The sequence below is a fragment of the Streptomyces luteogriseus genome (genome assembly GCF_014205055.1).
In the GTDB taxonomy this organism is placed as follows: Bacteria; Actinomycetota; Actinomycetes; order Streptomycetales; family Streptomycetaceae; genus Streptomyces; species Streptomyces luteogriseus.
Genome location: NZ_JACHMS010000001.1, coordinates 3,885,345 through 3,897,083 on the forward strand (window position 1 = coordinate 3,885,345; position 11,739 = coordinate 3,897,083).

At 73.3% G+C, this 11,739-nt stretch carries 11 protein-coding genes; 5 read left to right on the forward strand and 6 right to left on the reverse strand.

All coding sequences use genetic code 11. The annotated features are described in order from the left end of the window. Window positions 1-173 precede the first annotated feature (173 nt). Window positions 174-1,355, forward strand: a complete 1,182-nt coding sequence (locus BJ965_RS16895; RefSeq protein ID WP_246545915.1) for a threonine aldolase family protein — start codon at window positions 174-176, stop codon at window positions 1,353-1,355. On the opposite strand, the gene BJ965_RS16900 is transcribed toward BJ965_RS16895, so the two are convergent. Next, the gene (locus tag BJ965_RS16900; protein ID WP_184909433.1) at window positions 1,348-1,533 is read right to left on the reverse strand and encodes a hypothetical protein; all 186 of its coding nucleotides are present in this window, start codon (window positions 1,531-1,533) and stop codon (window positions 1,348-1,350) included. The genes BJ965_RS16895 and BJ965_RS16900 overlap by 8 nt on opposite strands. A 159-nt stretch (window positions 1,534-1,692) precedes the next feature. On the opposite strand from BJ965_RS16900, the gene BJ965_RS16905 reads away from it, so the two are divergent. Further along, entirely contained in the window at window positions 1,693-2,799 is a 1,107-nt protein-coding gene (locus BJ965_RS16905) for a DUF5937 family protein (RefSeq protein WP_184909434.1), read from the forward strand. Between the two features lie 21 nt (window positions 2,800-2,820). On the opposite strand, the gene BJ965_RS16910 is transcribed toward BJ965_RS16905, so the two are convergent. Continuing rightward, complete coding sequence (locus tag BJ965_RS16910) at window positions 2,821-3,489, reverse strand: response regulator (protein ID WP_184909435.1); 669 nt, start codon at window positions 3,487-3,489, stop codon at window positions 2,821-2,823. Window positions 3,490-3,544: 55 nt separating this feature from the next. After that, entirely contained in the window at window positions 3,545-4,738 is a 1,194-nt protein-coding gene (locus BJ965_RS16915; RefSeq protein WP_184909436.1) for a sensor histidine kinase, read from the reverse strand. 118 nt (window positions 4,739-4,856) lie between these two features. On the opposite strand from BJ965_RS16915, the gene BJ965_RS16920 reads away from it, so the two are divergent. Beyond that, window positions 4,857-5,852: an SAM-dependent methyltransferase gene (locus BJ965_RS16920; RefSeq protein ID WP_184909437.1), complete on the forward strand. Its 996-nt coding sequence runs from the start codon at window positions 4,857-4,859 to the stop codon at window positions 5,850-5,852. A gap of 3 nt (window positions 5,853-5,855) precedes the next feature. Here the strand turns inward: BJ965_RS16920 and BJ965_RS16925 are convergent, their stop codons facing one another. Then, window positions 5,856-7,007: an NADH-quinone oxidoreductase subunit D gene (locus tag BJ965_RS16925; protein WP_184909438.1), complete on the reverse strand. Its 1,152-nt coding sequence runs from the start codon at window positions 7,005-7,007 to the stop codon at window positions 5,856-5,858. A gap of 31 nt (window positions 7,008-7,038) precedes the next feature. Between BJ965_RS16925 and BJ965_RS16930 the strand changes: the two genes are divergently transcribed. Continuing rightward, window positions 7,039-7,620 (forward strand): PH domain-containing protein, encoded by a 582-nt coding sequence (locus BJ965_RS16930; protein ID WP_246545916.1) that lies wholly within the window; start codon window positions 7,039-7,041, stop codon window positions 7,618-7,620. After that, window positions 7,617-8,951 (forward strand): PH domain-containing protein, encoded by a 1,335-nt coding sequence (locus BJ965_RS16935; protein WP_184909439.1) that lies wholly within the window; start codon window positions 7,617-7,619, stop codon window positions 8,949-8,951. Before BJ965_RS16930 ends, BJ965_RS16935 begins: the two co-directional genes overlap by 4 nt. A gap of 69 nt (window positions 8,952-9,020) precedes the next feature. Here the strand turns inward: BJ965_RS16935 and BJ965_RS16940 are convergent, their stop codons facing one another. Both BJ965_RS16940 and BJ965_RS16945 read right to left on the reverse strand, forming a co-directional pair. Next, window positions 9,021-10,367 carry a hypothetical protein gene (locus BJ965_RS16940; protein WP_246545917.1) on the reverse strand — a complete coding sequence of 449 codons (1,347 nt, stop codon included), beginning with the start codon at window positions 10,365-10,367 and terminating at the stop codon, window positions 9,021-9,023. A 176-nt stretch (window positions 10,368-10,543) separates the two neighbouring features. Further along, a complete protein-coding gene (locus tag BJ965_RS16945; protein ID WP_184909441.1) occupies window positions 10,544-11,662 on the reverse strand; it encodes an alpha/beta hydrolase in 1,119 nt (372 codons plus the stop codon). Between the last annotated feature and the right edge of the window lie 77 nt (window positions 11,663-11,739).

Sequence of the window (11,739 nt, forward strand, 5' to 3'; positions counted from 1 at the left end):
TTCCAGTCCGCTCCGGGTACCGGACGATTTCTCGTCATGTTAACGCGATCGGTTCGAGGGGCGTTCGGCCGTCCACAGGCTGTGCACGCCCGTGCGCCGTCCCGGGCGGCGTACGAAATGCGGCGTACGAAATGCGGATGCCCGGCCGCACACGCGCGGGAGAGGATCCGGGCATGACCGATACGGCGGAACACGACGATCAGGTGACGGACGAGGACCGGGGCGCACGGCTGCGTGAGCGGCGGCTGGCCGCCCACCGCGCGGCCCGGCGCGTGTTCGCGCGCTTCGGCTTCCACCGCACCCTCCGGGAGCGCCTGGCGGTGCTGGCGGAGGCGGAGGGCGTCCACGACCTGGACGAGCTGTCCGACGTGTACGGCGACGGTGTCGTCGAGGTGCTGGAGACGAAGGTCGCCGGGCTGCTCGGCACCGAGGCCGCGGTGTTCTTCCCGACGGGCACGATGGCCCAGCAGGTGGCCCTGCGCTGCTGGGCGGGCCGCACCGGGAACCCGGCCGTCGCCCTGCACGCGCTGAGCCATCCCGAGGTGCACGAGCGGAACGCGTTCAGCGAGGTGGCCGGTCTGCGCCCGGTGCGGCTGACCGGGGAGCCGCGGCTGCCGACCGCCGCCGAGGTGCGCGACTTCGGGGAGCCGTTCGGGGCGCTGATGCTGGAACTGCCCCTCAGGGACGCCGGTTTCGTCCTGCCCACCTGGGAGGAGCTCACCGAGGTCGTCGAGGCCGCGCGGGAACGGGACGCGGTGGTGCACTTCGACGGGGCCCGACTGTGGGAGTCCACCGTCCACTTCGGCCGGCCCCTGGAGGAGATCGCGGGCCTGGCCGACAGCGTCTACGTGTCGTTCTACAAGTCCCTGGAGGCCTTCGGCGGCGCGGCGCTCGCCGGCCCGAAGGAGCTCGTCGAGGAGGCGAGGGCCTGGCGGCACCGGTACGGCGGGATGGTCTTCCAGCAGTTCCCCACGGCGCTCTCGGCGCTGGTCGGGCTGGAGCGGCAACTGCCCCGGCTGCCGGAGTACGTGGCCCACGCGCGCGTGGTGGCCGCCGCCCTGCGCGAGGGGTTCGCGGCGGCAGGGGTGCCGTGGGCGCGCGTGCACCCGGAGGTGCCGCACACCCACGACTTCCAGGTGTGGCTGCCGTACGAGCCGGAGGTCCTCGCGGAGGTGGCGGTCCGCACGGCCGAGGAGACCGGGGTGGTCCTGTTCGGAGGCGCCTGGGACCGGGGCGGGCCGGGCCTGGCGCTCACGGAGGTGCATGTGCGGGCCGACGGGCTGGAGTGGACGGCCGAGGACGTGAAGGCGGCGGTGGCGGAGTTCACGGCCCGGCTGCCGGAGCAGGTCAGGTAGGGCGGCGCCGCCACCGGCTCAGGGCGTCCCGGAGCACGTGGCGGCCCGCGCGGGAGCGCTGTTCGTCGCTCAGCTCCCGTACGGCCTGCCGGTCGTGCGTGCCCGGCGCGGGCGGGGCGGGTTCGCCGAGGGTCCGGGCACGGTAGGTGTCGAGCAGGTGCTGCTGCGTGATGCTCATGGTGGATCACCTTTGCGGGACGGGGTGTTGGAGGTCCGAAGGCTCCGCGGCGGCCCCGGTCGTCCCACCGTGCGCCTGTCTCGGGGACGGCGTCGCGCCGATTGACAGGGCGCGTCAATCGACGGGGGCGTTGTCGGTGGCCGGGTGCACCATGAGGGCATGAGCGTGCACATCGACATCAAGGGGCTGCGGCCGGAGGAGGCCGCCGTCGTGCCCTCGCCCCTGGCCGAGCTGGGCATGGCGCTGCACGCGCTGTCCGAACCGGCGCACCACCCGGGGCTGCAGGGCTGGGTGACGGGCGTGACGGCCCGGCTCGACCCGCATCTGGCCGACCGGATGTGCGAGGCGGACTTCCTGTGGCGGACGACGTTCTCGGACCTGTTCCTGCCCTGGGCGGGCCTGCCGGACCGGCGCGCGCTCCCGGGCGCCACCCTCGCCGAGGAGCTGGACCAGCTCGACAAGCTGTCCGACGAGCAGTTCGTGGACGCGGCGCTGGAGTTCACCTGCGCCACCGGCTACGGCGAGTGCGGGCCGACGGCGCTGTCCGACCCGGACACGCGCCGCCGGGCGCTGGACCTGGCCGCCGCGCGCGGGCCGCGGCAACTGCGCTTCGGGGAGCGGCTGCTGGCCGACCCGCCCCGGATCCGGGCGTGGCTGCGGCAGTTCCTCCGGGACTGCGACGAGGCGTTCTTCGCGGAGGCCTGGGCCCGGCTGCGCCACCAGCTCGCCGCCGACGCCCGGCACAAGACGGACCTCCTGCGGCGCAAGGGCCTGGCGGAGGCGCTGGCCGCGGTGTCCCCGGCGGTCACGCTCGACGAGGCCGCCGGCCGGATCACCGTCGACAAGCTGGGTGACGGCCGTACGGCCACGGGCGACGGCGGCCTGCTGCTCGTCCCGACCAGCCTGGGCTGGCCGCATCTGATGGTCCTGCACCGGTACGGCTGGCAGCCGGTGCTGCACTACCCGGTGGGCTCCCCGGAGCTCGCCGCACCGCAGACCCTCGAACAGCTGGCCATGCGGATGACCGCGCTGTCCCACCCGGTCCGGATGCGCATGTGCCGTCATCTGGCCCGCAGCGCGCACACCACCAGCGAGCTGGCGCAGGTGCACGGCATGACGGCCCCGGAGATATCCCGGCATCTGGCCGTGCTGAAGAAGGCGGGCCTGATCACCACCCGCCGCCGTGGGCGCTACGTCCTGCACCAGCTGGACGTGACGGTGGTGGCCCGGCTCGGCAGCGAGTTCCTGGAAGGGATCCTCAGGTAGCGGGGGGATCCGGTCCGCGGATCAGCCGTGCCCGCCGGCCCGCACCAGCCCCGTCTCGTAGGCGAGCACCACGACCTGCACCCGGTCCCTGAGCCCCAGCTTGGTCAGGATGCGGCCCACGTGGGTCTTCACGGTCGCCTCCGACAGCACCAGCCGCGCCGCGATCTCGCCGTTGGACAGGCCCTGCGCGACCAGCACCATGACCTCGCGCTCACGTTCGGTGAGCCGCTCCAGCTCCTTGTGCTGGGGCGGCTTGGCGCCCGGCAGCATCGGAGCGAAGCGGTCCAGGAGGCGCCGGGTGGTGGAGGGCGCCACGACCGCGTCACCGCTGTGCACGGCCCTGATGGCGGCCAGGAGATCGGCGGGCGGCACGTCCTTGAGCATGAAGCCGGAGGCGCCCGCCTTCAGACCGGAGAAGGCGTACTCGTCGAGGTCGAAGGTGGTGAGGATGAGCACCTTCGGCGGGTCGGCGTCCTCACAGATCCGGCGGGTCGTCTCCACCCCGTCGAGCTTCGGCATGCGGACGTCCATCAGCACGACGTCGACCTCGGCCTTCCGCAGTTCCTGGAGGGCCTCGACACCGTCGCCCGCCTCCGCCACGACCTCCATGTCCGGCTGGGCGGCGAGCACCATCCGGAACCCGGTGCGCAGCAGAACCTGGTCGTCGACGAGCATCACGCGGATCGTCATCGGGCCTCTTCCATGGGGGGTCGTTACAGGTGTCAGCGGGGGGCGTGCGCCGGCGTCAGTGCGCGGGTTTGAGCGGCAGCAGGGCACTGATGCGGAATCCTCCGCCCGGGCGCGGGCCCGCGTCCAGGGTGCCGCCGACCATACCGACCCGCTCGCGCATGCCGATCAGACCGTGGCCCTGGCCGTCGAACCCGCCCTCCTCGTACAGCTCGTGCGGGGCGCCCTTGCCGTCGTCCTCGACGAGCAGGCCGAGGCCGTCGTCGAAGTACACCAGGCGCACGCTCGCGCCCGCGTTCTCCCCGCCGTGTTTGCGGGTGTTGGTGAGCGCCTCCTGCACGATGCGGTAGGCGGTGAGCTCGACGCCGCTGGGCAGCGGTCGGGGCGTGCCCTCGACCTTGAAGTCGACGGGCAGTCCGGAACCGCGGCACTGTTCGACGAGGTCCTCGATCTGCCGCACATCGGGCTGCGGCACGTACTCCCCGGCCTCCTGGTGCTCGCCGGTGCGCAGCACGCCGAGCAGGCGGCGCATCTCGGCGAGGGCCTGGCGGCCGGTGGAGGAGATGGTCTCCAGGGCCTTCTTCGCCTGGTCGGGCGCGGCGTCGAGGACGTAGGCGGCGCCGTCGGCCTGAACTACCATCACCGACACGTTGTGCGCGACGACGTCGTGCAACTCGCGGGCGATCCGGGCGCGTTCGGCGGCGACGGCGACCTTGGACTGCGCCTCGCGCTCCCGCTCCAGACGGGCGGCGCGCTCCTCCAGCTGCGCGAAGTAGGCACGGCGGGTGCGGATGGAGTCGCCGAGCACCCAGGCGAGCGCGAACGGGACGGTCTGCAGGATCGCCAGAGCGATGTCGCCGGCCACCCCCGTCTGCTCGTTCGACCAGCGCAGCTGAGCCAGAGGGGCCGCGCACAGGCCGGCGACCAGCGCGAAGCGGGAGGCCCAGCGGGCGCCTTCCGCGGCGACCGTGTAGACGATCGCCAGCATGGCGAAGTCGGCGGGCAGGATCGCGACGTCGGTGACCAGCTGCGCCACGCCGACCGCCGCCGCGAGCAGCAGCATCTTCTCCGGCATGCGGCGGCGCAGCGCGACCACGAGGCTCAGCAGCAGCGTGAGCGGAACGACCACGGCCCAGGGGCCGACCTGCTCGCCCGCCGCCCCGCCCACGACCGAAATCCCGAGGAGGACCACGGCCCAGAAGCCGTCGACCCACATCGGGTGCCTGCGGAGGAAGTCATAGAGGCGCTGCACGTAACCCAGCGTAGGGAAGCGGGATAGGTGCAGGGGTCAACCGGAGGACCGATCCCTGCCCGGCGCGCATACTCCGCAAGGTGGAGTTGCGTACGTTGCGTGCGCATAGCCTGGCCCGGTGACGGCAGGGACGAGGAACGAGTGGCAGGAGTGGCGCGGGTGGCGTGCGGCGGCGCAGGACGCCCTGTACGCGCCGGGGGGCTTCTACCGGCGCGCGGAGGGGCCGGCCGGACACTTCCGGACATCCGTGCACGCGACACCCCTGTTCGCCGGGGCCGTGGCGCGGCTGCTGTGCCGGGTGGACGAGGCGTTGGGGCGGCCTGCGGTGCTGGACTTCGTCGACATGGCGGCCGGGCGGGGCGAGCTGGCCGGCGGAGTGCTCGCCGCTCTGCCCGCCGGTGTGGCGGCCCGCACGCGCGTGTGCGCCGTCGAGATCGCCGAGCGGCCCGCGGGGCTCGATCACCGGATCGAGTGGCTGGCCGAGCCGCCGCGAGGGACGACGGGGCTGCTGTTCGCGAACGAGTGGCTGGACAACGTGCCCCTGGAGGTCGCCGAGGTGGACGCCGCGGGTGTCACGCGGCTGGTGCTGGTCCGGGAGGACGGGACCGAGCGGCTCGGCGAGCCGGTGGACGGGGAGTCGGCGCGGTGGCTGGAGCGGTGGTGGCCGCTGCCGGGCGAGGAGGGGCTGCGGGCCGAGATCGGCCTGTCCCGGGACGAGGCCTGGGCCGCGGCGGTCGGGACGCTCCGGCGAGGGCTGGCCGTCGCGGTGGACTACGCGCACACGGCGGGTGCCCGGCCGCCGTTCGGGACGCTCACCGGGTTCCGGGAAGGCCGCGAGACCACACCCGTCCCGGACGGCTCCTGCGACCTCACGGCTCACGTCGCCCTGGACGCGTGCGCGCTGCCCGGCGGACGTGTGCTCTCCCAGCGCGAGGCGCTGCGCGCCCTGGGTGTGACCGGCGCGCGCCCCCCGCTCACGCTGGCCTCCACCGACCCGGCCGCGTACGTACGCGCCCTGGCGGGCGCCGGAGAGGCCGCCGAGCTCACCGCGACGGGCGGACTGGGCGACTTCGGCTGGCTGGTGCAGCCCATCGGCGTCGAGGACCCGTTCTAGGCGCTACTTGTCGATGTCCCCGACCACGAAGAACATCGACCCCAGGATCGCCACCATGTCCGCGACCAGCGTCCCCGGCAGCAGCTCCGTCAGCACCTGGATGTTGTTGTAAGACGCCGAGCGCAGCTTGAGCCGGTACGGGGTCTTCTCGCCCTTGCTGACGAGGTAGTAGCCGTTGATGCCGAGGGGGTTCTCGGTCCACGCGTACGTGTGGCCCTCCGGCGCCTTGAGGACCTTCGGGAGCCGCTGGTTGACCGGCCCGGGCGGCAGCTCGGCGAGCCGGTCCAGGCAGGCGTCGGCCAGGTCCAGCGCGTTGTGCGTCTGCTCCAGGAGGCACTCGAAGCGGGCGAGGCAGTCGCCCTCCTGCCGGGTGACCACCTTCAGGGTGTCCTGGAGGTCGCCGTAGGCGAGGTAGGGCTCGTCCCGGCGCAGGTCGAAGTCGACGCCCGAGGCGCGCCCGATCGGCCCGCTCACCCCGTAGGCGTGCACGGCCTCGGCGGTGAGGGCGCCGACGCCCCGGGTGCGGCCCCGGAAGATCTCGTTGCCGAGCACCAGGTCGTCGAAGCGGTCCATCCGGGAGCGCACGTCGGCGACGGAGGCACGCGCGCGCGTGGTCCACCCGGCCGGCAGGTCCTCCTTGAGGCCGCCCACCCGGTTGAACATGTAGTGCATCCGCCCGCCGGAGATCTCCTCCATGACGTGCTGGAGTTCCTCGCGCTCCCGGAAGGCGTAGAAGATCGGCGTGATCCCGCCGAGCTCCAGCGGGTACGAGCCGAGGAACATCAGGTGGTTGAGCACCCGGTTCAGCTCGGCGAGCAGCGTACGCAGCCACACCGCGCGCTCGGGGACCTCCATGCCGAGCATCCGCTCCACGGCGAGGACCACGCCCAGCTCGTTGGAGAACGCCGACAGCCAGTCGTGGCGGTTGGCGAGCATGATGATCTGGCGGTAGTCGCGCGCCTCGAACAGCTTCTCCGCACCGCGGTGCATATAGCCGATCACCGGCTCCGCGTGCCTGATGCGCTCGCCGTCCAGAACGAGCTTCAGCCGCAGCACGCCATGGGTGGACGGGTGCTGCGGCCCGATGTTGAGCACCATGTCGGTGCTCTCCGCGGCGCCGCCGATTCCGACCATGGTCTCCGTCGTAGGAGTCATGGACACAGTCTCCCCTACGTACGCTGGCCCCATGGAGACGGGGAGTCCGCAGAACACGGGGCCGGTGGGTCCGCAGAGCACGGAGAGCGCCGGTCCGCAGGGCAGCACCGAGCCGGTGGGTCCGCGGGGCACGATCGAGGCCGTGGGGAACGAGCCGGTGTGGATCGCGCTGCCGCCCGGCCTGCTGAAGATGCGCCGGCTGCTGCTGGTCGTGTGGCTCGGGCTGATCGCCCTGGCCGCCGGGCTGCTGCCGGGGCTGCTGGCCGGTCCCGCCTGGGCCGCCTTCGCGCTGCCGCCGCTGGCGCTGATGGCCTGGGGCTGGGTGATGACCGAGCGCAACTGGCGTTCCTGGCGGTACGCCGAGCGGGCCGACGACCTGCTGATCAGCCGCGGCGTGCTGTGGCGCGAGGAGACGGTCGTGCCGTACGGGCGGATGCAGCTGGTCGAGGTCACCTCCGGGCCCGTGGAACGGCACTTCGGGCTGGCCAGCGTGCAGTTGCACACGGCCGCCGCCGCGACCGACGCGACCATCCCCGGCCTGGACCCGGCCGAGGCGGAGCGGTTGCGCGACCGGCTCACCGAGCTGGGCGAAGCCCGGTCGGCGGGGCTGTGACGGCGCCCGAGGCCGCCGAGGCCTCCGAGGCCGTTCCCGAGGTCACCGAGCGGCGGCTGCACCCCGTCACACCGCTGCGCCGCGCCTGGGCACCGGTGGCCGTGCTCATCGGCTGGGCCGTGCACGACCCCGACGGGGCGCAGCGCCACCTGACCCGGCTGACGACGACCACGCTGCTGATCGGCCTGGCCGTGCTCGTCCCGGCCGCCGCCCTCTACGGCTTCTGCTCCTGGTGGTTCACGCACTTCGCGGTGACCGAGAGCGAACTGCGCATCCGTACCGGGCTCGTCTTCCGGCGCACCGCGCACATCCGGCTGGAGCGGATCCAGGCCATCGACGTCACCCAGCCGCTGCTGGCCCGGGTCGCGGGCGTCTCCAAACTCAAACTCGACGTCATAGGCACCGACAAGAAGGACGAGCTGGCCTTCCTCGGCGCGGACGAGGCACGGACGCTGCGTGCCGAACTGCTCGCCCGGGCGGCCGGTTTCGCACCCGAGACCGCGCACGAGGTCGGCGAGGCCCCGTCCCGGCAGCTGCTGCGGGTGCCGCCCCGGGTGCTCGCCCTGTCGCTGGTGCTGACGGGCGCGACCTGGATGTCGCTGGCCGCGGCGCTCGTCGTCCCGCCGGTGCTGTGGCTGCTCACCCACAGCCTGTGGACGGTCCTCGCGGTCGCCCTGCCGCTGCTGGGCGCGGCGGGCGCGAGCAGCGTCGGGCGGTTCGTCGCCGAGTACGACTGGACGGTGGGCGAGTCGCCCGACGGGCTGCGCATCGACCACGGCCTGCTGGACCGGGCGCACGAGACGGTCCCGCCGGGGCGCGTCCAGACCGTGCGGCTCGTGGAACCGCTGCTGTGGCGGCGGCGCGGGTGGGTGCGCGTCGAGCTGGACGTGGCCGGCTCGTCCAACTCCGTGCTGGTGCCGGTCGCTCCGCGCGAGATCGCCGAGGACGTCGTCGCGCGCGTGCTGCCCGGGGTGAGCGTGCCGGAGCCCGCGGCCCTGTCGCCGGCGCCGCGCGCCGCCCGCTGGTGCGTGCCGCTGTGGTGGCGCGGGTACGGACTCGCCGTCACGGACACGGTGTTCGCGGCCCGGTCCGGGCTGCTGCGGCGGAGCCTGGCGCTGGTGCCGCACGCCAAGGTGCAGAGCGTACGGATGACGCAGGGGCCGTGGGAGCGGGCCCGGGGTGTCGCCGACGTGTGTGTGGACACGGGCGCGAACAAGACGGTGCGGGCCCGGCTGCGGGACGCGGCCGAGGCGCGCGAGCTGCTGGCGGCGCAGGCGGAGCGGTCCCGGACGGGGCGCAGGGACGCACGGCCGGACCGCTGGATGGCGTGACCGCCGACACGCGGAGGGCCCCCGGCCGTAGCCGGGGGCCCTCCGTCGGAACACGCTGCCGAACGCGCCTCAGGACACCGCGCTGCGCAGTCCCTGTACGTCGATCTGCTCCGTCTCGTCGTGCGCCGTCAGGTCGATGACCTGGCCGATCCCGCGCGACTCCTCGTCGGCCGGCTTGTAGCGGGCCTCGGTCTCGGCCTTGTGCAGGGCGAGCGCCTCCTGGCCGACGACATCGGCGAGGTCCTCGTTCTGCACGGCCTCCAGGGCCGCCCGCGACGTGCCGGCCTTCGTGCCGAAGAAGTCGAACCCGCCCCCGGCCGACGGACGCCGCACCGGCGACTGAGGCGGGACGGCCACGGCGGTGGGCACGGTGTAGTGCCCGGACAGCCGGCCTCCGGACTGCTCGGGCCGGGCCGTCTCCTCGGCCCGCGCGGCCTCCGGGAGTCGCCCGGTACCGCCGGGCTGCACGGAAGCCTCAGCGGCCGACTCGGGGGCCCCAGCAGCCGACTCTGCGGTCTCAACGCCCGACTCGACGGTCCCAACGCCCGACTCGACGGTCCCAACGCCCGACTCGACGGTCCCAACGCCCGACTCGACGGTCCCAGCGGCCGGCGCGGAACGCCCGCCGCCCGTCTCGGCCGTCGCCCGCTCGTGCCCGTCGGCCGCCTCGGACTGCTCCTGCGCCTCGGCCTCGTCCTCCCGTGCCTGCTCCCGCGGCTCCGCCCGGTCCTGCTTCGGCTCCCGCGCGGGCTCCGTGTCCTCGCCCTTCGGGCCGCCGTCGCCGTCGCCGCCACCGTCCGGGTCCGGCACCGGGACCGTCCCGCCGTCGAACCGGGCGAGCGCGGCGGCGGCCCGCAGGAACAGCCGGGACCCCTCGGGCGAGAACACGGCGGGAACCTCGGGCCCCTCCTCCACGCCGAGGGCGGCAGCCGCCTCGTCCGGCTCCGGCGCAGCGTCCGCCGGGGCCGGCGTACCCGCCGGAAGTGCGGCCCGCACCGGAGCCGTCGCCTCTATCTCGAGCACCCGGCGTTCCTCCAGGACGCTCGCGCGTTCGGTCTCCGACGTGGCGTACCGGCGCAGCAGCGCGGCGTGCTCGTTGCGCAGCCCGGCCAGTTCCGTGCGCTTGGCGCGCAGCCGCTGCTCCAGCTTCCCGCGCAGCTCGCGCGACTCCTCGAGATCGGCCTCCAGTTCGGCGACCCGTTCCTCGAAGCGCCACTCGTCGCTCGCACGCGCGCGCGTGAGGTCGGCGACGCGCTTGCCCGCCTGCGTGTCCCAACGGCGCAGCACGACCGCGCCGATGATCGCCGTGGCCGCGGCCGCCGCGGCCAGGCCGCGGAGCACCATCGGCTCCGTGAACACCCAGGGCCCCAGGGCGCAGACGAGGGAGACGCCTGCGATCGCCGACGGGGGGAGCATCCTGTGCAGGGGCGGGGAATGGCGGTGACGTCCACGTGGCATGGCCAGAAACTTACCGCGCGTAGGCGAATCATGGTGACCCACCCCGCAAAAACAAAGCCACACCGAAACGTTCACACGGCATCAGAACTCGGGAAGAACCGGAATCGACCGCTCATCCAATTCCCAAGATCATTTCAACGCCCGCTCAGCCGCCCGCTCATCCACTCCAGCGCCGCCGGAATCTCACGCCGCCAGGTGTTGAAGTTGTGGCCGCCGCTTTCGAGGATGATCGACGAGATCCGCGTCCCCCCGTTGCCCTCCACCCGCTCGATGAACCTCAGCGTGTCCTTGTAGTTGCCCTCTCCCTGCTTGCTGCTGCTGACCAGCAGGGAGGTATCGGGAGCGGGCATGTGCGCGACGTACCACCCCAGATCGGCGCGATTGCGCAGCGCCTTGTCGCCCTGGAAGAGATCACCCGTCGTCGCGTCGATCGGCGCCTTGTAGTACGCGGACAAGCCCGCCCCCGCGGCGTACACATCCGGATGGTGCAGCGCGATCTTCAACGCGCAGTAGCCACCCGTGGAGTTGCCGATGATGCCCAGACCGCCCGGCTTTTCCGCCACCCTGTAGTGCGTGCGCAACGCGTCGGGGAGATCCCTCGCGAAGAACGACTCGGTCTGCGGCCCGCCCGGGATGTCGACGCACTCCGTGTCCCGGGGCGGCGCCACCGTGGGACGCAGCATCACCAGGATCATCGGCTCCGCCCGGCCCGCCCGCGCCAGCTCCAGTGCCGTACGCGGATAACGCAGCTTCTCCACCAGCGCCGACGCCGTACCCGGGTACCCGGTCAGCACGACGGCCGTGGGAAACCGGTGGGTGCGGTACCGCGGCTGGAAGTACTCCGGCGGCAGATAGACGTACGCGGGCGTGGCGATACGGGTCGTACGGCCCACGATCCCGACCTGCTGGACCCGGCCACCGGCCTGGGGCAGCGCACCGCCCGCCCCCGGCACCCGGCGCGAGCCGACCACCTCCAGCGGGCCGCCGCCCGGCGTGTGATCGACGACCACACCCTGGTCCTTCTCCTGCCCGAACAGGTCGGCCCAGCTCGCGTAGAACCCGAAGGCCTGGTTGGCGGCGAGACCCACCGCGGCGAACAGCGCCAGCTGAGTGCCCAGCAGCAGACCGACCCGCCCGCCCACGGCACGCCAACTGCGCCGGGCCAGCCGTGGCCAGACCCAGACGGTGCCGGCGAACAGCAGCACAGCGGACAGCACCGCCAGCACCAGCGTCGTGTTGCTCGTCAGACCCATACGTCGGTTACCTGCTCGCGCTCTCCGTCCGGACCCTCGCGAGCACACCTTCGCAAGAGCTTGCCCCGGACTTTCCT